At 71.8% G+C, this 21023-nt stretch carries 17 protein-coding genes and 1 pseudogene; 7 read left to right on the forward strand and 11 right to left on the reverse strand.

What is annotated here, in order from left to right:
- Nucleotides 1-159 precede the first annotated feature (159 nt).
- The 3 genes from ACZ7LS_RS17535 to ACZ7LS_RS17545 are packed head-to-tail and all read right to left on the reverse strand — an operon-like array spanning nt 160 to nt 3331.
- Nucleotides 160-921 (reverse strand): SDR family NAD(P)-dependent oxidoreductase, encoded by a 762-nt coding sequence (locus ACZ7LS_RS17535; RefSeq protein WP_385132651.1) that lies wholly within the window; start codon nt 919-921, stop codon nt 160-162.
- Entirely contained in the window at nt 918-1805 is an 888-nt protein-coding gene (locus ACZ7LS_RS17540; RefSeq protein ID WP_385132653.1) for an SMP-30/gluconolactonase/LRE family protein, read from the reverse strand. The genes ACZ7LS_RS17535 and ACZ7LS_RS17540 overlap by 4 nt, the downstream gene beginning before the upstream one ends.
- The gene (locus ACZ7LS_RS17545) at nt 1802-3331 is read right to left on the reverse strand and encodes a UxaA family hydrolase (RefSeq protein ID WP_385132656.1); all 1530 of its coding nucleotides are present in this window, start codon (nt 3329-3331) and stop codon (nt 1802-1804) included. Before ACZ7LS_RS17545 ends, ACZ7LS_RS17540 begins: the two co-directional genes overlap by 4 nt.
- Before the next feature lie 360 nt (nt 3332-3691).
- Between ACZ7LS_RS17545 and ACZ7LS_RS17550 the strand changes: the two genes are divergently transcribed.
- Nucleotides 3692-5248, forward strand: a complete 1557-nt coding sequence (locus ACZ7LS_RS17550; protein ID WP_382875624.1) for a ricin-type beta-trefoil lectin domain protein — start codon at nt 3692-3694, stop codon at nt 5246-5248.
- A complete protein-coding gene (locus tag ACZ7LS_RS17555; RefSeq protein WP_382665222.1) occupies nt 5245-5400 on the forward strand; it encodes a hypothetical protein in 156 nt (51 codons plus the stop codon). The genes ACZ7LS_RS17550 and ACZ7LS_RS17555 overlap by 4 nt, the downstream gene beginning before the upstream one ends.
- Here the strand turns inward: ACZ7LS_RS17555 and ACZ7LS_RS17560 are convergent.
- Complete coding sequence (locus tag ACZ7LS_RS17560) at nt 5393-5983, reverse strand: hypothetical protein (RefSeq protein ID WP_382969018.1); 591 nt, start codon at nt 5981-5983, stop codon at nt 5393-5395. The genes ACZ7LS_RS17555 and ACZ7LS_RS17560 overlap by 8 nt on opposite strands.
- 263 nt (nt 5984-6246) lie before the next feature.
- A complete protein-coding gene (locus ACZ7LS_RS17565; RefSeq protein WP_385132661.1) occupies nt 6247-6708 on the reverse strand; it encodes a hypothetical protein in 462 nt (153 codons plus the stop codon).
- A 229-nt stretch (nt 6709-6937) separates the two neighbouring features.
- On the opposite strand from ACZ7LS_RS17565, the gene ACZ7LS_RS17570 reads away from it, so the two are divergent.
- The 5 genes from ACZ7LS_RS17570 (at nt 6938) to gap (ending at nt 13425) form a co-directional block, all read left to right on the forward strand.
- On the forward strand, nt 6938-9814 hold the full coding sequence (locus tag ACZ7LS_RS17570) for a CHAT domain-containing protein (RefSeq protein ID WP_385132664.1): 2877 nt from the start codon (nt 6938-6940) through the stop codon (nt 9812-9814).
- A 31-nt stretch (nt 9815-9845) separates the two neighbouring features.
- Nucleotides 9846-10304 (forward strand): hypothetical protein, encoded by a 459-nt coding sequence (locus tag ACZ7LS_RS17575; protein ID WP_385132667.1) that lies wholly within the window; start codon nt 9846-9848, stop codon nt 10302-10304.
- Nucleotides 10304-11170, forward strand: coding sequence for a hypothetical protein (locus ACZ7LS_RS17580; RefSeq protein WP_385132670.1), 867 nt, complete (start codon nt 10304-10306; stop codon nt 11168-11170). The genes ACZ7LS_RS17575 and ACZ7LS_RS17580 overlap by 1 nt, the downstream gene beginning before the upstream one ends.
- Before the next feature lie 192 nt (nt 11171-11362).
- Nucleotides 11363-12319: a GlxA family transcriptional regulator gene (locus ACZ7LS_RS17585; RefSeq protein ID WP_382969012.1), complete on the forward strand. Its 957-nt coding sequence runs from the start codon at nt 11363-11365 to the stop codon at nt 12317-12319.
- A 107-nt stretch (nt 12320-12426) separates the two neighbouring features.
- Entirely contained in the window at nt 12427-13425 is a 999-nt protein-coding gene (gap, locus tag ACZ7LS_RS17590; RefSeq protein WP_382515868.1) for a type I glyceraldehyde-3-phosphate dehydrogenase, read from the forward strand.
- A 46-nt stretch (nt 13426-13471) separates the two neighbouring features.
- Here gap and ACZ7LS_RS17595 read toward each other — a convergent pair.
- The 6 genes and pseudogenes from ACZ7LS_RS17595 to aztB all read right to left on the reverse strand — a co-directional run.
- A pseudogene (locus ACZ7LS_RS17595) lies at nt 13472-13552 on the reverse strand (ATP-binding protein); the annotation flags it as partial.
- 66 nt (nt 13553-13618) lie between these two features.
- Nucleotides 13619-16510, reverse strand: coding sequence for a golvesin C-terminal-like domain-containing protein (locus tag ACZ7LS_RS17600; protein ID WP_385132674.1), 2892 nt, complete (start codon nt 16508-16510; stop codon nt 13619-13621).
- A 222-nt stretch (nt 16511-16732) separates the two neighbouring features.
- Nucleotides 16733-17926, reverse strand: a complete 1194-nt coding sequence (gene aztD / locus ACZ7LS_RS17605; RefSeq protein ID WP_385132677.1) for a zinc metallochaperone AztD — start codon at nt 17924-17926, stop codon at nt 16733-16735.
- Complete coding sequence (gene aztC / locus ACZ7LS_RS17610) at nt 17923-18915, reverse strand: zinc ABC transporter substrate-binding protein AztC (protein WP_385132679.1); 993 nt, start codon at nt 18913-18915, stop codon at nt 17923-17925. Before aztC ends, aztD begins: the two co-directional genes overlap by 4 nt.
- Nucleotides 18912-20135: a hypothetical protein gene (locus ACZ7LS_RS17615; RefSeq protein WP_385132682.1), complete on the reverse strand. Its 1224-nt coding sequence runs from the start codon at nt 20133-20135 to the stop codon at nt 18912-18914. The genes aztC and ACZ7LS_RS17615 overlap by 4 nt, the downstream gene beginning before the upstream one ends.
- Nucleotides 20132-21019 (reverse strand): zinc ABC transporter permease AztB, encoded by an 888-nt coding sequence (gene aztB / locus ACZ7LS_RS17620; protein ID WP_385132684.1) that lies wholly within the window; start codon nt 21017-21019, stop codon nt 20132-20134. The genes ACZ7LS_RS17615 and aztB overlap by 4 nt, the downstream gene beginning before the upstream one ends.
- Nucleotides 21020-21023: the final 4 nt, after the last annotated feature.

The following is a 21023-nucleotide window of genomic DNA, read 5'->3' on the forward strand; positions in this document are numbered from 1 at the left end:
TCCCCGCCGGATCCGCTGTGCCCCCGAGGCGTTCCGTCCTGGGCTCTTGCACGTGGAGGCCCTCCACTCGCACCGGTTCCGCGGCCTGTGGATCCGTTGCCCGAGCGTAATGGCCCGTGCGGTGACGCCGCTACGGCGCGTCCGCCGAGGCCCGCGCGCTCACGCCGCCGTCATCCCGCCGTCCAGGACGAGGGCGGCTCCGTTGACGAATCGGCCGTCGGGGCCCGCGACGAAGGCGACCATGGCCGCGATCTCCTCCGGCGAGCCCATCCGGCCGTCGGGCTGCCGCTCCGCCATCGCCTCGCGCGCGGCGACCGGGTCCGGCGCGTTCGCCAGGATCTTCCCGATCCACTCGGTCTCCACGGTGCCGGGGCAGATGGCCACGCGGCGAATTCCCTCGCGGGCGTGGTCCACGGCGATCGCGCGGGTGAGTCCCACCAGCCCGGCCCTGGACGCGCAGTACGCCGCGCGGCGGGCCATGCCGACCTGACCCGCCACCGAGGCGATGTTGACGATCACTCCGCCGCGGCGGTCGGGCATCAGCGGCAGCGTCGCCCGCGTGGTGAAGAAGGGCCCGGTGAGATTCACCGTCAGGACGCGGTTCCCGTCCTCGTCGCTCGTCTCCAGCACGGTCACGGCCACGCCGGTCCCGGCCACGTTGACGAGCACCTGCGGGGCGCCGGCCGTCACCGCGATCTCCCGGGTCACCGCGCCGGCCTCCAGCGGATCGCACAGGTCCACGGTGAAGGCGTGCGCCTGCCCGCCGGCCTCCTGGATCCGCGCACACGTCGTGGCCAGGCCGGCGACGTCCAGGTCCAGCAATGCGACATGGTGGCCCTCGCGCGCGAGTCGCACGGCGGTGGCGCGCCCGATGCCCGAGGCGGCGCCGGTGACCACGGCGATCTTCCCGCTGAATCTCATGCCGGCACCTCTCGTGCGGAGTGGAAGCGGGCCGACGGCCGGCCCGGGGTGTCGGCGGTGCGCCGCAGCACCGATCCCGACAGGGGCCAGTCGGCCAGCTGAGCCGCGGTGAGCCCGATCGACGCCGAGGTGATGTACATGGTGCGCAGGCCGGGCCCGCCGAAGACGACGCTCGTCGGGCGCGGGACGGGCACCGGCAGCCGCTCGGCGAGGGCGCCGCGCGGGGTGAAGCGGCTCACGTGGGCGCCGTCCCAGAAGGCGCACCACACCTCGCCGTTCGCGTCCACCCGCAGCCCGTCGGGGATGCCCGGGAGCGACGACGTGTCGACGAAGACCTGACGGTCCGTGGCCGCCCCGGACTCGACGTCGAAGGCGTACCGGTAGATCACGTCGGCGCGGGAGTCCACGAAGTACATCCAGCGCCCGTCCGGCGACCAGTCGATGCCGTTGGGGCAGTAGAAGCCCTCGTCGACCACGGTGTGGACGCCACCGGCGTCCAGCCGGTGGAGCCGGCCCACGGCACGGGTCTCACCGTCCTCCAGCGAACCGGTCCAGAACCGTCCCGCCGGGTCGACCGATCCGTCGTTGAAACGGCAGGCCGGGCGGTCCGCCTCGGGATCGGCGAGGAAGGTACGGTCGCCCGTGCCGGCGTCGAGCAGATGCCAGCCGGTGCGCAGACCGGCCACGAGGACGCGCGGATCGTCGGTGAGACCGAGGCAGCCGACCTGTGCGCCGGTCTCGATCCGCCGCGGCCGGCCGGCGCCGGAGGCCTGGGCGAAAACGACCCCGGCGACGATGTCCACCCAGTACAGGGTGTCGGTGCGCGCGTCCCACAGCGGACCCTCGCCGAGGGTGGCCCGCCCGTTCCAGAACACTGATGTCACACTACGGCTCCCATCCGCCACGGCACGATCTCCTCGGTGCCGAATCCGAGCTCCTCGGACTTGCTGGGCGTCCCCGACGCCATGTCCATCAGGGCCTCGAACAGCAGTGTCCCCTGGCGGAGTTGCTCGTCACTCGACATGGCAGAACCGGCGTCGAAATCGATGTCACCGCGCATCCGGTCGTACAGCCCGGCCGTGGTGCTGATCTTGAGGCAGGGAGCGGGCCTCGATCCGAAGACCGACCCGCGTCCGGTCGTGAACGCCAGCAGGTTCGCCCCGCCCGCGACCATGCCGGTCGCCGAGACCGGGTCGTATCCGGGGGTGTCCATGAGGGTGAGACCTGGTGCCGTGACCGGCTCCGCGTAGGCGACGACGTCGTTGAGCGGGCTCGTACCGCCCTTGAGGACCGCGCCCAGCGACTTCTCCCAGATGGTGGTGATGCCGTCGGCCCGGTTGCCCACGGACGGGTTGTTGTCCAGCTCCGCGTCGTTGCGTGCCGTGTACGCCTGCCACCAGGCGATCAGTTCGTCGATACGGCGGCCGACGGGTGGTGTGGCGGCCCGCCTGCGCAGCAGGTGCTCGGCGCCGTAGATCTCGGGGGTCTCACCGAGGACGACCCGGCCACCGGCGGCGACCAGGAGATCGGCCGCCACCCCGAGAGTCGGGTTGGCGGTCAGGCCCGAGTACGCGTCGCTCCCGCCGCACTGCAGGCCGAGCGTCAGCTCCGCGACCGGAATGGGCATCCGCTCGACGCCCGCGGTCCGCGCGGCCATCGCCTCGACGCGGTCCAGCGCGGCATTGACGGTGGCGGCCGTCCCGCCCAGGTCCTGGATGACGAGCGTCTCGACGGCGAGGGCGTCGCCGAAGATGTTCCCTGGCTGGTTGATCTCGCAGCCCCGGCTGACCATCAGGACCCCGGCGACGTTCGCGTGCCCGGCGTAGCCGCGCAGGGTGCGGCGCAGGATGTCGTCACCGGCGGTGCCCTCGGCCATGCCGCAGCCCAGGTCGTGGGCGAGGGCGATGACCCCGTCCAGACTCGGCGCGGTGACGCGGGCGTCGGCGGTGTGCGCGATCATGCGGGCGACCGTCGACGAACAGTTGACGGTCGGAAGCACGGCGATGTAGTTGCGGGTCGCCGCCCGGCCGTCCGCGCGGCGGTAGCCGAGGAAATGGTCACGCGTCGGGGCGGCCGGCGGGGTCCACACCGGCGGCCGGGCGGGAGGAGCCGCGACACCGACGCTGTGCGGCCCGACGCCGAGGTTGTGCAGGTGTACGTGGGCGCCGGGCGGGATGTCCCGCAGCGCCACGCCGATCACCTCTCCGTACTTGTGCACCGGCGCGCTCTCCGCGACGGCCCGCACGGCGGCCTTGTGGCCCGCCGGGATGTCGTCGGTCACGGCGACCGTCCCGCCGGAGACCCGGATCAGCGTTCCACGCGCGACGTCGTCGCGTACGAGTCCGACGTCGTCCGCTCCGTCGCGCGGGACCAGCGGCACAACGGCCCCGGTCGGTGTCGGCGCGGTCATACGGGATCCGACGGACGCGGAGACTGAGGGGGCATCGCCATGCGGCCCAACCCAGAACGGGCGGCGCCGTACGGCGAAGCGCGAGTAGCAGGACGACGTCATCCGGAATCCGGATGACCACGGGCGGCGAGGGCCCGGCGTCCACGTGAGCCGGCCGCGGCCGGACGCGACCGCTTCGCGACCGGGCGGTGGATCCGGACCGGTCCCGGCTATCCGCCACACGGATCGACGCGTTCCGAAATACGCGATCGACGCCCTCGGGAAGCGCCGCTACGTTCATGTCCACGTTGTTAACGGCGCGTTGCCCTCCACGTCGGGCCGCGTCCGGCCATTCTCGCGCGCCAAGCCGGAGAGGAAGCCATGCCACGCCCCCACCCCACCGCACCCCCGCCTGCCCGCGCCCGCCTCGGCCGCCGTGTCGGCACCTGGATGCTGGCCGTACTGGCCGTGCTGGTCCTGGTGCCGCTCAAGACGGTGTCCGACGCGTCACCGGCCGCCGCCGACACCCGACTCGCCCCCGGCCAGTTCCAGGGCGTGCACTGGTCCCGCCTCGGAGACAACTTCACCTTCGACCGGCTGGTGCTGCAGGGGCTGTCACCGAACGACGACTACAACTCCGCCAGGACCAAGGCCGACGGGATGTTCGCCGCGTTCCAGAGCACCCTGGGCGCCAACACCGTCCGGCTGCCGATGAATCCCGCCACCGCGAGCTGGAACACGTACAACGCCGTCATCGACGCCGCGACCGCCAGAGGCTTCAAGGTCGTCCTGTCCTACTGGTCGGAGGACGGCAGCAACAGGATCACGGACAGCTACCTGCCCACGTGGAACCGGATGTGGGACACCGTCATAGCCAGATACCTGGCCAACCCGCTGGTCTACTTCGACCCGATGAACGAGCCCGTCGGCTTCACCACCGCCGAGTGGCTGAACTTCGCGGCCAATTGGATCACCCGCGCGAGTGCGGCCGGCCTCCCGAGGGACCGGATGTTCATCGAGGGCGCGCAGATCGACGGAGGCGGCTGGGGATCCGACCTGAGGCCGCTGTGCGACGACTCCCGCTTCAACGGGGTCTACCTCGCGATGCACCGCTACGCCTTTCCTTATGAGGCGCGGACCTACGCGTACTGGGTCAACGACATCAAGACCCTCATGGGCAATTGCACCGACCGCACCGTCATCGAGGAGTTCGGCGCCGACGCGGACAACGGCATCGACTACGACGCCACCCCCAGCGCCACGACCCCCAAGGAAGTCGCGTTCCTGCGCGCCATCACCGACGTCATCCACGACTACGGCCTGGGCGCGATCTGGTGCCACGGAATCGGCGGGCGGACCACGAGTCCGGACCACGACTCGCTGAACATCCTCCGGCTCTTCAGCGCGTTCGGCGGCGGCACCCAGAATCTGCCGCTGTGGGAGCCGAACCCCACGGCCGTCAACCGCCTCCTGTACGCCTTCGGCACCTCCCGTTCGAGCACGACCCGGCTGCGCAACGTCGGCTACGACGCGTGTCTCGACGTCCCCGGCGCGTCCCAGGCCAACGATGTCCGGCTCCAGGTCGCGGGCTGCGGGAGCGGCGGCAACCAACGGTGGACCCGGAAGTCCAACGGACAGATCAGCGTCTACGACGGGACGAAATGCCTGGACGCGTTCGGCTTCGGCAAGACCAACGGCACGCCTGTCGTCAGCCATGACTGCACAGGCAACTCCAACCAGCGGTGGTACTTCTTCTCCGACGGGACGGTCCGCGGAGCCGACTCCCGCCTCTGTCTGGACGCCGACCTGGCCGGCCGCCAGAACGTCCAGCTCTGGTCCTGCGGGAACGGCGACAACCAGAAGTGGCGGCCCTTCCAAGGCGTGCCGAGGAGCCTCGCCGGACACACGCGGGCCGGTCACGGACAACGTGAACCGTGACCGGCGGCATCGATCCGGCCTCCGGACTCGCCGGAGCGGGCGCGGGCATGGGCGGCAGCCCGTTGCCGCTGGACATCGTCGGCGCCGTCGTCCTCGGCGGCACCAGTCCGTTCGGCGGGCGAGGCAGCGTGCTGCGCGGCGTACTCAGCTGACCATGATCGGCCCGGCGGTGGCGATGCACTTGGTCTGGTCGGCGGCCACGGCCGCGCAGCCGTTGCCCGGGGTGGCCGTGTAGCCGGCCGGGGTGAAGATGATGACGTTGCTGTTCAGACCCCACGCGCCCGGGGGCACATTGACCCTGCCGACGGTCTCGGCGATCGTGCCGGTGATGTCGTACGTGCTGCCCGGGTAGTAGGAGATGTCGCTGCCCCATACGTACGAGTGGCTGACGCCGTACATCCGTACGACGACGCCGCACACCACAACGGACCGCCAGGAGAGCTGATGCGGCTGGGTGGGCGGGTGTCCGATGCCGTTGGGCGTGGTGACCTCGCAGGTGTACGACCCGCCACTCACGTTGTTGGTGAAGGTGACGATCGCGTTGCCTTCGGCGGCAGCCGCCGAGGGCGCCGTCGCGGAGGAGGCCGCGCGCTCGGCCGGCTCGGCAGCCTGAGCCGCGCCGGAGCCGGCCACGAGAGAGGACGCGGCGACGCCCAGCGCGGCGATGGCAGTGCCTATGGTGCGGTGAATCGAACGGGGGAGCACGGGCATACCGACCCTTCGTTGGCGCGACATCGCAGGCAGCGTTCCGGTGCTTCGGCCGTCTCGGTCGACGGCCAGAGAAATGGTGGCTTCCAACGGGCAGGCCGGTCAAGGGTTTGAACGTTCCAATCCACTGTTCGAACGTTCCAATCGCCCCTCGGACCGACCCTGTGGAAGCAACTCCCACCGATGGTAGGGGCGTTCGTACGGCCTCTTCAGTGCACGCTGGCGTGCGCGAGACCCGCGAGGCGCACGTTTCCTTCAGCGGCGGCGAGCGGGCCGCGCCCAGCGAGATGTCATCGAGGCGTACGCCGCGTACGCCGCTGCGGATTCGTCCCGGGGCCGATCGTGGCGGCGCGCAGCGCGGACCACTGCAGGACGGCGAAGCCGGCGACGGTCAGCGCCTGCACCGGGATCCAGACGGCGCCGGCCGTGGTCGGCTCCAGCCAGAGCGACAGCGCGGCGACGCTGAGGACGGCCCACAGCAGATTCGAGCCGACGACAAGCTTCACGGGCAGCCGCGGCGGCCGGCGACGGGTCGCGAGAAAGCCGACTCCGGCCCCGAACAGAGCGAGAAACACGCCCAGTCCGAGCAGGACGCTGTCGTCGACCCCGAGCAGCCGTCCGAGCGGTCCCGATACCGCGGCGTACGCCAGTCCGTTGACACCGGTGACGACGGCGTCGAGCGCGAGGAACCGGCGCAGCGTCGTCTGCGGTTCGGTGGTGCGGGAGATGCCGGCGAGCAGAGTTGCGGACATGGCGAATCAGCCTCCATCGAGGTCATACGGGCTGGTCGGAAGCCGGTACCCGGATGGAGTGCGCCATCCGGGTTCCGGTACCGCAAGCGTGCCGGGCGAAGCGGGGGGCGTCGATTACGCGCGAGGTAATGGGCTCGTCGTGCGGCACAAAGGACCCGCGCGGCACCGCTCCGGTCGTATCCTCTGTGCGATGTGACAGGGGATACGGCGCGTCGCCGTGTGGGGGCCTGTGACGGCTGTCGCGCTGGCGGGCGGTGGTGCGTGGGGGCACTGGCTGGTGGGACACCGGAGCTTCCGGTTCGGCCCGCACGATCAGCCTGTCCACGACGCGGAGCGCAACGCGGTCTACCGTCCCGATCTCGGCGGCTGGTTCGATCTCGACTCGGCCACCCTGTCCTCGTTCACGCCCGACTCACCCCTGCTGGCCTACTCGATGCCGTTCGTCGGCGCGGTCTCCAGCGCGTTCTTCGCTCTGTCGGCGGTCTGGGCCATCGGGCACCGGCGGATGCTGGGGCAGGTCTGGCTCGGCTACCTCCGGCGGCCGGTCACGATGCTGCCCCGGTACTTCCTGCTCATCGGTATCTGGGTGGCCGCCCTGACGGTGCTGGCGGTCATGAGATGGGACCAGCTGGAGACGATTCTGACGAGCGACACACCGACCGCGGTGTTCCTCGGGGCGGTCGTCGGCCAGTTGCTGCTCCCGTTCTTCCTGGTCTACCTCCCGTGGCAGGCGGACAGGCTGCTGGGACTGGCCGGCATCTATGTCCCCGACCGGCTCGTCCGCTCCCGCCGCGGCCGTGGTGCCGCCACCAAGCAGGACGCGCTGCGCGGGAGAGCCGACCAGGCCGAGCGGTTCCGCCTGTCCACGTCCCGCGACTTCTCCGCCCTGGCCTGGTCGTTGAAGGCCGACGCGCTGCTCGGCCTGATGACCGAGCGCGGCAACGACACGGACGTGCTGGAGGAGGCGCTGCGGGACGGTCCGGCGGCGCTGGGTGCTCCGCGCCACGCCCTCGACCGGGCCTTCGCCGTGATGGACCGGCCGGGCCTCAAGAACGTGGTGGCGCGGGCGTTCATGCTCCGCTACGAGTGGACCGGAACGGTGGTGAGCCTCGAACGGGCCATCGCCGTCCTCACCCCCTTGGCGGCTTGGCCCCGTCCCTGGTTCTGGTTCACCACCGCCCGGTGGCGGGACATCTGCCTGAATCTGGCCCGTGCGCTGACGTACCGTCACGAGCTGCGCGGGGATACGGCGGATCTGGAGCGGGCATTGGCTCTCGTCCAGCGAGTGGGCCGCCGCTTTCCGTCCAGGGTGCCTCATCGCCTTCTGGAGCTGCAGTTCCTGCGCTACCTGGAGACGAAGGATCCGGCGGCGCTGACCGCCGCCGTCGAGGCGGGTCTGCGCGCCGCCCCCGACCCGCGGCTGGTCCGGGCGCTGGTGGAGAGGTTCCGGCTCGACGGCGACCGGGAAGACCTCGCCAGGGCGCGAGCGCTGGCCGACCGGCTCCTGGAGGAGAACGGTCCCGGCGCCCCCGCGCACGCCGCCTGCCTCACCGCCCGCGCCCAGGCGCTCGCCGCGTCGGGCGAGGCGGACGCGGCGGCGGAATCCCTGCGAGAGGCGTCCGCCGGGTCGTCCTCCCCCCTCCAGGTACGGCTGGCCGCGGCCACCGACCTCGGTGACCTCGGTGCCGGGGGCCCGCTGTCCACGGAGGGTTACGGGCTCGCCGTCGAACTCCTGCCTCAGCTGGCCTGGATCGGACTGCGCCGCGACGACCAGCGGTGGCTGCTCAGCCGCTGGCAGGGGGTGCCCACGGCCGCCGCCGCGGCCGCGATCGCCGCGGGGCAGGTGAAGACGGCGATCGAGATCCTCGACCACGGGCGTGCCGTGATGTGGGGGCAGCTCGCCCGCCTCCGGGACGGCGCCGAGACCGTGCGCGCCGCCGATCCCGCGTCGGCACGCCGCCTCGACGAGATCCGCGCCGAACTCGACATGCCCGAGGAGGCCGAGTGGCGGTTCGACGACGCGGGCGCCGACGTGGAACGCCGCGTCAGGCTGGGGAAGGAGTGGGACGAGCTGTCGGCGCGCCTCGGTCTGACCGGGCGGCACACCTACGCGGAGCTGTCCCGGGCGGCCGCCGGTGGGCCCGTGGTGGTCGTCAACGCCAGTCCGCTGCGGTGCGACGCGGTGGTCCTGCTCCCGGACGACGAGCCGGTCCTGGTGCCGCTCGACAGGCTGGACCACGCCGAACTCGTCGCCTGGGCACGGCAGTCGGCGGACCCCGACGGCCGGCATCAGGCGATGCTCAACGTCATCGCCCCACGGCTGTGGGACGACCTCGCCGTTCCCGTGCTGCGCGCCGTGGCACCGCACCTCGGCCGGACGCGGCGGATCTGGTGGTGTCCGACGGGGCCGCTGGCCGCCCTGCCCCTCCACGCGGCGGGGCACCACTCCCGGCCCGGCGGCCCCGCCCTGCTGGACGAGGTGATCTCCTCCTACACCCCCACCGTCAGCGCCCTGCTGCGGTCGGCCGCACGGGTGGTGACTCCGCGTGGGGGCCTCGCCGTCGCGGTGCGTCAGACCCCGGGCAGGTCGGAGCTGCCCGCCGTCGACGAGGAGACCGAGGAGTTCCTCCGCTGCTTCCCCGGCGCGCCGGTGCTGCGCGCGGCGCGCGCCGACGACGTTCTCGCACGGCTGCGCGACGCCCACTGGGTACATGTCGCCTGCCATGCCGACGCCTCAGGACTCGCCGTCACCGACGGCGTCGTCTCCCTGGAACAACTCGCCGATCTGCGCCTGGACGGTGCCGAGTTCTGCTACTTGTCGGCCTGCAGCACCGCCGCGCCCGACCCGCGTGCCTACGACGAAGCGGTCCACATGGCCGCGCTTCTCCATCTGCAGACATTCGTGCACGTGGTCGGCACCCTGTGGGAGATCGACAGCGACAGGGCCCTCCACGCGGCCCGGGAGGTGTACCGGACGCTGACCGAAGGGGGCGCACCCGACGGTACGCGGTCCGCGCGGGCCGTCCACGCCGCGGCGCTGTCCCTGCGCCGGCTGGCCCCGGACGACGTCGACGTCTGGTCGTCGCTGCTGCACATCGGACCGTAGAACCGCACATCGGACACCAAGGAGTGGAACAGTGCCCTTTTCCGCACGACGCCTGCCCTGGCGGCGTCAGCCGCGCCGGGCGGCCCCCGGTTCCGGCGACCCACGCGCGGCCGCCGCCACCGAATCCGTCGCCGAATCCGTCACCGAGTCCGTCACCGACGAGCGAGCCGCCCTGCAGTGGCTGTGCGCCAACCTGCCCGGACTCAGGAGCAAGGCCGACAGCTTCGGGTGGCGGTCCGAGCTCGAACGGGAGCTGACCGAGGTCCGCGCGGGCAAGGCCGCCACCGAGGCGTTGCGCGAGCTCCGGCTCCGCCGCGACGGAACCCGCGGCTCCGGACTTCCCGCCGATGACACCTGGCAGGAACGGCCCGCCGTCGAACGGTTCCGGTGCCCGCGCGGCCGCTGCCCCGCCCGGGGGCGGAACGCCGACGCCACCGAACCTCGCTGCCACATCGAGAACGCTCCGATGGCGGCCGAGGACGGCGGCTGATGGACGGCATCCTCTCCGATCTCGCCAAACGCGTCGCCGATCGGTGGTTCGCCTTCCTCGTCCTGCCCGGCGTGCCGTTCACCGCGCTCGCGATCGTCGCCTGGGCGATGACCCCGGCCGGCGCGGGCCACGCGCTCGATCTCGACTACCTGGTACGGCGTCTGGACACGCTCGGCGCCACCGCCCGCACCGCCAAGGGCGCCGTCATCGGCTGCCTGCTGGTCGCCGGTGTCACTGTCGTGGCCGTGCTCGTGAGGGAACTGAGCACGGCCGTGAACCGGCTCTGGCTGGGCAGATCGGCCGTCCTGTGCCGGATCATGCGCCCGGGACTCCGGCGCCGCCGCCGGCTCGCCCTCGACAGCGCCCGGCGCGGCGCCTACGCCGTCCCCGAGCGCTATCTGCCCCACCGCGCCACCTGGATCGGTGACCGCTTCGCCCTCGTGGACGAACGCGTGGCCGTCCAGTACGGCGTGTCCCTCTCCCGGGCGTGGCCGCGCCTGTGGCAGCTGCGTGACGACCGGATCACCAAGGTCGTCTCCGCCGCCTGGGACGACTACGCAGCCGCCACCGTGCGCGTCGCCTGGGCCGTGCCGTACCTGGCCGTCTCGCTCTTCTGGTGGCCGGCCTGCCCGGTGGCCCTCGCCCTGGCACTCCTGGGCTGGGCCCAGGGGCGCCGCGCCGCGGATGATTTCTGCCTCAGCTGCGAAGCGGCCGTCGACATGCAGATCCGGCGCCTGGCACACGTCGTGGGCGTCCCCCTGCCCCACCAGCGCGTGACCGTGACCGAGGGCCGGCGGATCGACGGCATCCTCGCCAAGGGGGCCTATCTGCCCCGGCCGGACGCGGACCTGCCGCGGGGCGGGTGACGACGCCGCGGGCGGGCGAAGGCTCGCCACCGGGCTCGCGCGGGGCGGGCGCCCTTTCCGCCGCGTCCCGCCCAGGCCCTCTCGTGTGGATCCTGCCGGGCTCGCGTGCCCCGGCACCGCTCCCTGATCCGGCCTGATCCACACGAAAGACCCTGGCGGACACACCTCCGCACCCCACGTATCCTCGTCCTCGTGCCAGCCTCACCCCTGCGTCACGTCGCCGTCCTCGTGCTCGAAGGGGCGAAACCGCTCGACGTCGGCATTCCCGCGCAGGTGTTCACGACCCGCGCGAGCATGCCGTACGAGGTGCGGGTGTGCGGCGCCGCGCCCGGTCTCGTGACCGGCGGCGACGGCCTGTCGTACTCCGTCGCCCACGGCATCGAAACGCTCGCGTGGGCCGACATCGTGTTCGTTCCCGGCTACCGGCATCCGGACCGTGAGGACCCGCCGCGGGCCGTCGTCGACGCGCTGATCGCCGCCCACCGCCGGGGCGCGCGGCTCGCCGCCATCTCGACGGGCGCCTTCGCGCTCGCCGCCACGGGCCTGCTCGACGGGAAGCGCGCCACGACGCACTGGCATTACACACGGGCGCTCGCGGCGAAACGTCCGCTCGTGCGGGTCGACGCGAACGTGCTGTTCGTCGACGAGGGCAGCGTGCTGACGTCGGCCGGCGCCGCCTCGGGCATCGACCTGTGTCTGCACATTCTGCGCGGCGATCTGGGGGTGTCCGCGTCGAACCACGCGGCGCGGCGTCTGGTGGCGGCCCCCTACCGCAGCGGCGGTCAGGCGCAGTACGTGCCGCGCAGTGTGCCCGAGTCGCTCGGCGAGCGGTTCGCCGCCACCCGGGAGTGGGCACTGCACCGGCTCGGCGAGCCCCTCACCCTCGACATGCTCGCCCGGCACGCGGCGGTGTCACCGCGCACGTTCTCGCGGCGCTTCGTCGAGGACACCGGGTACACCCCGATGCAGTGGGTCATGCGGGCACGCATCGACATGGCCCGTGAGCTGCTGGAGCGTTCGCAGCGGGGCATCGAGCGGATCGCCGCCGACGTCGGGCTCGGCACCGGCGCCAATCTGCGGCTGCACTTCCAGCGCATTCTCGACACGACGCCGAGCGAGTACCGGCGCACCTTCACCCAGGGGCAGTAGCCCGGCGGCACCACCTGGCGTGATCCTTTTGGACCGTGGCGACCACGCCGCTGTCACCGGCGGAGGCCGCGCGAGAGCCTGATGGCGAACTCGAAGGGACACCACTCATGACGCGTATCGCCATCAACGGATTCGGCCGCATCGGACGCAATGTGCTGCGCGCACTGCTCGAACGTGGCAGCGACCTGGAGGTCGTCGCCGTCAACGACCTCACTGAGCCCGCCACCCTCGCGCGGCTGCTCGCCTATGACACGACGGCGGGCCGGCTCGGCCGCCCCGTGACGGTCGACGGGGACACCCTCGTCGTCGACGGCCGTCGTATCACCGTGCTCGCCGAGCGCGAACCGGCGCGGCTGCCGTGGGCCGGGCTCGGCGTCGATGTCGTACTTGAGGCGACCGGCCGGTTCACGTCGGCCGCGGCCGCCCGCGCCCACCTCGACGCGGGCGCGACAAAGGTACTCATCAGCGCGCCGGCGGACGGCGCCGATGTCACACTCGCGTTCGGGGTCAACACCGACGCGTACGACCCGGCCGCGCACACGATCGTCTCGAACGCCTCGTGCACGACCAACGCGCTCGCCCCGCTGGCCGCGGTGCTCGACGGGCTCGCCGGCATCGAGCACGGCTTCATGACGACGGTGCACGCCTATACGCAGGAGCAGAACCTCCAGGACGGTCCGCACCGCGACGCCCGCCGGGCCCGCGCGGCCGCTGTCAACATCGTGCCGACCACGACAGGCGCCGCCAAGGCGATCGGCCTCGTGCTGCCGAACCTCGACGGCAAGCTGTCGGGCGACTCGATCCGCGTGCCGGTCCCCGTGGGATCGATCGTCGAACTCAACACCACCGTCGCCCGTGACGTGACACGCGAGGAGGTGCTGGCGGCGTACCGCGCCGCGGCGGAGGGGTCGCTCGCGGGCGTACTCGAATACTCGGAGGACCCGCTCGTGTCGTCCGACATCACGGGCAACCCGGCCTCGTCGATCTTCGACTCGGCTCTCACCCGCGTCGACGGCCGTCATGTCAAGGTGGTCGCCTGGTACGACAACGAGTGGGGCTTCTCGAACCGCGTGATCGACACGCTCGAACTCCTCGCCGCCGGCTGACCGGTGTCGCCCGGCGGCCGGCTCACCCCTTGACGGCCTCCGCGATCCGCAGGGCGGCCTGGTCGGCGTGGCGGACGAAGTGGCGTACCGGAACGGCGTGTTGGGCGAGGCCCGTACTGATCTCGCGGCGGCCGGGAAAGGCGGCCGCCCCACCGGATTCCTTCGGTGGGGCGGCCGTTTCCCACACCGTCCGTTACCTGATGAGCCGTACGGCGTCGGCGACGACGAATCCGTCGCCGGCGTCGGAGAGTTCCACGGTGGCTTCCCGGCCGGCGGTGAACGAGTAGCTGCCCAACGACACCCACTGACCGCCACGTACCCGTTGGTCGATACGCACGGTGCTGTCGCCGTCGGCGTGGTGGACGACGTAGGGCGCGTTGGAGGCACGGTTGGCGTGTGCCGCGTACCAGACGGACACGTCGTACGTCCCGTCGGCCGGCACGTCCAGCCGCCAGCGCACCACCGAGCTCCCCGTACCCGCGGGATGGGTCCGGTAGTTCGAGCCGTAATACCCGGCGGCACCCGACGCGTTGTTCCACGTGCCCGACACCACTTCGTAGTGCGCGGCGTCGTCGTTGTCCGCGACGAGACCGTGGTACGTGGTGCGTACCGCGTCGGCGACGACGTATCCGTCGGCCGCGTCGGAGAGTTCGACGGTGGCCGGCCGGCCGGCGGTGAACAGGTAGCTGCCCAGTGAGACCCACTGACCGCCGCGTTCACTTTGGTCGACGCGCACGGTGGTGGAGCCCTGGGCGTGGTGGACGACGTAGGGCGCGTTGGAGGCACGGTTGGCGTGTGCCGCGTACCAGACGGACACGTCGTACGTCCCGTCGGCCGGCACGTCCAGCCGCCAGCGCACCACCGAGTTCCCCGTACCCGCGGGATGGGTCCGGTAGTTCGAGCCGTAGTACCCGGCGGTGCCGGTCGCGTTGTTCCACTCTCCGGAGACCGTTTCGTACGTGGACGAGTCGTTGTCCGCGACGGCGCCCCGGTAGGCGAGGCGGATGGCGTCGGCGGCGACGGTCCCGTCAGCGGCGTCCGAGAGTTCGACCGTGCCCCCACCGCCCGCGGTGAACGCGAAATCACCGAGTCGTACCCATCGGCCCCCGCCGGAGCGCTGGTCCACCTCGACCGTCTCCTGGCCTTCGGCGTGGCGGATCGCGTAGGAGGCGTTGGACGCCCGGCCTGTGCCGGGCGGGTACCAGGCGGAGACCTCGTACACACCGCTCATCGGAACGTCCGGCCGGAACCGTACGGTGGCGGTGCCGGTCCCCGCGGCATGCGTGCGGTGGCTCTGCCCGTACTCCCCCGGCGCCTTCTCCACCCTGGTCCAACTGCCCGACACCACCTCGGAACCGGCGGCGGAGTCATTGTCCGCGACCGCCTTCGGGGGGTCGGCGGGGTGCCCGCCCGAGGTCAGGAACAACTGGTCGGCGGTGATGACGCTGCCACCGCCGCGCCCCTGGCCCGCCAGGGTGAACCGGATCGAGTGCCGCCCGGCTGTCAGCGGGGCCGTTCCCAGCCGGTAGAGCTGATAGCCCTCACCCACCGTCATGGTCGGGTCGACGAGCCCCTGACCGAGTGCTGTGCCGTCGACGCTCGTACGTATCTGTCCCCGGTCGGCTCCGCGGTGCAGCCGTACGGCCACCTCGTAGGTGCCCGCCGCGGCGACGTCGAACGGGACATCGACGTAGCGGCCCACCGCCGGGGCCGGGTAGCGCAGCGTCCTGCCGCCCCGCGCGTTGGCGTCGGACACGGCCGGCGCCGCCGCACCCGTGTCGGTGCGGGCTTCCGCGGTGGCCAGTTCGTACGCCTGCTGGGAGAGCCCGGGACCGGTGGCGAGGCTGTCCCGTCCCCGGGTCAGCCACTCAAGGTCGAACCGGGCGACCGAGATCCGCTCGGGAAAGCCGGCGTCCTCGCCGTCCCGGCCGTAGACCAGCAGGATCGTGCCGTCCGACAACCGGGCGAGATCGGAGTAGTAGGACATACCCGGGTTGATCACCCGGCTGTACCGGTAGCCCGCTCCCCCGTCGTACGAGACCGAGACGGTCATGTTCTCCCGGGCCGACGCGTCCGGCCCGCTGAACAGGACCCGGTCGACCGGGCCGCGGCTGTACTGGAGCACGCTCGCGTCCACCGAGACGAACTGTCCGGTCGAGCCGTCGATCGCGGGCGCGGACCAGTTCGCGCCCCGGTCCGTACTGGTCGCGGTGACGCGGTAGCGGGTGCCGCCCGAGCCCCACCGCCCGTTGAGGACCACGGACCCGTCGCCGCGTTCGTAGACACGGCTCTCATTGACCGGGTACGCGACGGACATCGGTACCGGGGCGCTTCGCCGCCAGGAGCCGGGGTCGCCGTGGGCGTCGCTGTACAGCATCTCGATGCCGTAATTGCGGTCCGGGTCGGGGGCGCGGTGCTGGACGGGCATCAGCAGCCGGCCGTCGCGGAGCTGTATCCCGTGGCCGGGCACCGGGCTGTTGAGCGTCCAGCCGTGCGGGTTCGACGCGAACAGCGGGGTCAGATCCTCGGGGGCCGACCAACTGGCCCCGGCGTCGTCGCTTCGCTTGACGAAGATGCCTCCACCGGATCCCTTGTAGAACAGGCAGACCCGGCCCGTCCGCTCGTCGACCACCGGCGTCGGGTTGCCCCAGCTCTGGCCCGTCTGCCTCGGAACCACGGGCACACCGGCCGACCAGGTACGCCCTCCGTCCACACTGCGGCGGACCAGGAGATCCTTCTCCCCGCCGTCGCCCACCGTGAACCGGCCCTCGGTGAAGGTGAGCACCACGTCGTCGGGCAATGCCTGCCCGTTGCCCGCGGGCGGCACGATTCCCGCGGGAACGACCGCCAGGCCCTGCACATGGAAGCTGGCGTACGCGTCGTCGTCCGTCGAGTCCCAGAGCTCGGACTCGGCGAACGAGCCCGTATCGGCGCCCGTATCGGCGCCCGTGCCGACGCGCGCGTCGGCAGGGGCCGCGACCGCGTCCACGCCCTGTCCCACGCGCCCCGCCGGCGCCCCTGCCGCTCCGCTCTCCGCCGCTGTCGCCACCGGCGCCGCCAGGGCCACCGACACGAACAGACTCATCCCCATGATTCGAAGCATCGTTCTTCGGAACCGGCGCTTCATTCCTTGCCCCCTCGCGACATACGCCCATCGCCGACGCGTTCGCGCCCGTCGCCATGAGCGTCCCCACCCGACCGGAAGGCGTCGAGCCACCGCCGATTATGTCGCGCGGCGACGCGCCGGACGGGAGCAGCCGGCTCCGCCTTTCGGGATGCCGGAGCCGGCCGCCGGCCGCGTCATCGCTCAGTGCTTGACGCCGCTGATCTCATTGGGTGCCGCGGGCAGGGTGACGGAGGCGAGTTCCCTGCCCGTCTCGATGTCGATGGCGTGGATCTTCCTGGTCGCGGGGTCGGTGACGTACGCGGTGTGTTCACGGACGAAGAGGGCGGGGCGCGGCTGCTGCCAGTCCAGCGGCTCCTGCCAGGCGCCGGTGACCGGGATCGTCCTGGTGACCTTGGCGGCCTCGGGGTCGATCACATGAATCCCGCCGTCGGTGCCGAGGACGAGTCCTTCGCCGTGCGGGCCCCGGGCCAGGGAGCGGAAGGTGTAGCTGGTGCCGAGGTCGAGCAGTCGCAGCTTTCCGGTCGTGGTGTTGATCAGCGAGACCTGCTGGGGACGCTCAAGTTCGGCGTCCTTGTCCTTCTTGAAGTCACCGAGGACGACCGGGGACCGGTCGGACCCGGCCTGGTTGCCGATCCGGCCGTAGGCCGTGGGGCTCTTCACCTTGGTGATGGCGCCGTTCCTGTAGATGAGGACACCGTCCTCGCAGCCGACGACGACCGCTTCGTCCTTGGCGGTGGCCTCTCCGTGGACGCCCGCGCAACCCTCGTTGCGGGTGACCTCCTTGCGGTCCTTGTCGAGGACGACGATGCCGGTGCGCTTCTCCTCGGTGCCCAGCGTGCTGACCAGTTGGCCGTTCTCCAGTTCGATGGCGACGCCGTGATGGGGTGCCGCGGAGGTGTACGTGGTGGTGGCGGGCCTGCCCTTGGCGAGGTCGTGGGGGTCGAAGACGGTGACCTGTCCGGTGCCGTCGCTGAACAGGACGGTCTTGTCCGCGTGCCGTACGACGTGGCCGGGCTTGGGCCCCTTGAACTCGATGTCGGTGAGCCGCTGGTTGACGGCGTCCATGACACGGAAGCCCTCCGCGGTGGAGAGCATGACGTGACGGTCGTCCCCGACGGGGTTGACGCGGTTGAAGCCGGCCAGGGGTATGTCCTTGACGACCTTGAGGGTCTGGCCGTCGAGGATGTGGAGGCCGCCCTCGTAGGTGGTGACGAGCGGGTTGGCGACCGGCCGCGCCGCGGCGCCGGAGGTGCTCCGGTCCTGCTCGGCCGCCGGCGGGCCGGCGGTGTCGGTGCCGCAGGCGGTCAGGGCGAGGGCGGTGGCGATCAGGAGGGTGATGCCCGCCGCGGCGCGGGGGCGTGTGGTGGTGGTCATGGGGTTTTCCTTTCGGTGCCCGCTGTTGGGCGGGCGGTGGTGGACGCGCCGAGGCCGTCGGCTATGGCCGCGGTGTTGGCGCGCATCATTTCCAGGTAGGAGGCGGCGCCCTTGCCCCGTTCCGTCAGGGATTCGGAGAACAGGGGCAGGACGCGTACGTCCACGTCGCTTTCCTGTTTGAGGACCTGGGCGAGACGGTCGGGCTGGGAGGAGTCGGCGAAGATCGCCGGCACCCCCGCCGTTTCGATCGCCGTGGCCAGGGACTTGAGATCCGAAGCGCTGGGTGAGGCGAGGGTGGTCCCGCTGGGGATGACGGCTCCGATGACGCGGAAGCCGAAGCGCCGCGCGAGGTAGCCGAAGACATGATGGTTGGTCACCAGGTTGCGTTTGTTCGCCGGTATCGCGGCGAAGCGGCCGCTCATCCAGGTGGAGAGGCCGGCGAGCCGCGTGTCGTAACGTGCGGCGTTGGCACGGACGGTGGCGGCGTCGGCACCGTCGACGTGCTCGGTCACCTGGTCGGCAATGAGCCGGACCGCGGCGCGTACGCGTGTGGGGTCGGTCCAGAAGTGCGGATCGGGCCGGCCGGCCATGTCGTCCGACGCGTACGTGAGCGGGCCGACGCCGTCACCGACGGCGAGCGCGGGTACGCCCGCCTCCCGCGCGGCTTCGACGTGGCGCAGGATGTTCTCCTCCAGTCCGAGCCCGTTGTAGACGATCAGATCGGCTTGTTCGACCGTCGCCGCCTGCGGTGCGGAGATGCCGAAGGAGTGGGGGTCGGCGCCGGGCTTCATCAGGACGGTGACCTCGGCCTGGTCACCGACGATCTCCCGGGTGATGTCACCGAGGATGTTGGTGGTGACCACGACACCGGGACGCTCCGCGTCGATGGCGGGGGCGCAGGCCGTGAGTCCGAGGAGCACCGCGCCGACCAGGGCGAGGACGGTGGCCGGGGTGACGGTGTGCCACCGGGCTTCGGTGCGGTGCGTCATCGCCCGGTCTCCACCATGTACGCCGGGGTGGCATCGAGGGAGAAGGTGCGGGCCCGGCGCAGCCGGTCGTTGAAGTCGATCTCGTACACCTTCCGTCCGGCCGGGTCGTTGACGTACGCACGACTGGTGTCCACCTCGATGACCGGCGCCGGGCCGTCGGTGATCGGTGGCAGCAGCGGGGTGCGGGCCGTCCGCTCGCCGGTGGCCAGGTCGTAGGCGCTCAGGCTTCCGTCGGTGCCGAGGGCGAGCAGCGGACTTCCCTCCCCGGCCGTGTTCACGGCGGCGACCGGGCCGGTCTCGATCCGTTTCCAGGTCCGCTTGGTCACATCGAGGACCCAGGCCGCCTCCGGCCCGGCCTCGGCGGTGAGGGTGGTGCTCCCGGCCCGGTGGCGGAACTCGGCAGCCCGCTCGGCCGGTGCCACAGCCGCCCCGTAGGGGATCTTCCGCGCGCTGAACGCGCCGCCGCTCTCGCCGACCAGCAGGGCGCCGTCGGCACAGCCCAGGACCACGCCACGGCGAGTGGGCGCCGTACCGCGCGGTTCGGGACAGGTCTCGCCCGGCGAGGCCACCAGGCCGCCGGTCCTGTCGCGGATCTCGACGCGGTCGCGGGCGGCCCCGGCGCCGGGTACGACGAGGTGCTCCTCGTAGGGCACTACGGGGGCAGTGGCGCCGGGCAGCGCCCGGCCCGCCAGCAGCACCCGGCCCGCGCCGGGGTGTGCTTGCTCCAGCGCCTCGCGGTCGAACAGGCGAACAGAACCGTCACCGAAGGACAGGGCGGTGATCCCGGGGTCGGAGTGGGCGCGAACCGGTCCGGGGCCGCTGACGGCACCGGCCGGGCGGATGGGCGCACGGTAGTAGTGCACGTGGTCGCCGTGGTCCACCGTCCACGCACCGCCGTCGACGATCTCGGCTCCGGTGCCGGTGGCCAGGTAGGCGAAGCGTCCGTCGGTGGTGATGCCCCGCACGGGCCCGACCCGCCGCAGGGGCGTGACAGCCCCGGTGATCAGGTCGAGTACGCGTACCGTGCCGGTGGCCGCGTCGGCCATGACCAGCCGGGACTGCTGCTCGGCGGCCTCCTGCGCGCCTTCGACATAGCCGTGCGGTACCGGCTCCTTCGTCTCCTCCCCGGCCGGCTCCGGCTGCTTGCCGCCGGAGCACCCCGAGGCGAGCAGGCAGGCGGCGAGGACCACCGCGGTGGAGGTTTTCCTGAGGTCGGTCACGAGGGCACCTTGTCCGTGCGCGGCCCCGGCCGCGCTATGAGGGTGAACGCGAGCCGGGACAGCCGCGGGCGGCTGTTGACATGTCCGGCGGCGAGGTGGGAGAGCAGGAACTGCAGAACGGCGATGGCGGAGATGGTCGCTCCGGCCGCGGTCCCCGCGTGCCAGGACACCAGCAGCCCCAGGAACACCGCGGCCGAGCCGAGCACCGCCGCGCCGATCATGATCACGGGGATCCGGCGCGCCCACGGCAGCACCGTCGCCGGCGGGGCGATGAGCAGACCGAAGACGAGCAGGGTGCCCACGATGTGGAACGAGGCGACGATCGCGAGCGTCAGCAGCCCCAGCAGGACGGCGTGCGCCGCCTTCGGCCGCAGGCCCAGCGTGTGCGCCTTCCGCTCGTCGAACGCCAGGGCGACGAAGGGCCGGTAGCCCAGTACCGAGATCACCAGGGCAAGGGCGAGAGCTGCCCCGAGCAGGACGAGGTCGCCCTGGCGTACGGCGAGCACATCGCCGAACAGGAACCCGGTCAGGTCCACCGCGAAGGACTGCGAACGGGAGACGATGATCACTCCCAGCGACAGCATCCCGACGAACAGCAGCCCGATGCTGGTGTCCTGGGAGAGCCGGGGCGATCTGCCGACCATCGTGACGCCCGTGGCCATGACGACCGCGCTCACCGCCGCCCCGGCCAGCGGATTGCCCCCCAGCAGGGAGGCGAGGGCGATGCCGGGCAGCATTCCGTGCGACATCGCGTCACCGAGGAACGCCATCCCCCGCAGAACCACCCACGTACCGGCGAGAGCGCAGATCAGCGACACCAGTACGCCGCCCCACAGAGCACGTTGCACGAAGGCCCCCTCGAAGGGGCCCATCAACCATTCCATGAAG

The organism is Streptomyces sp. NPDC039430, assembly GCF_055639435.1.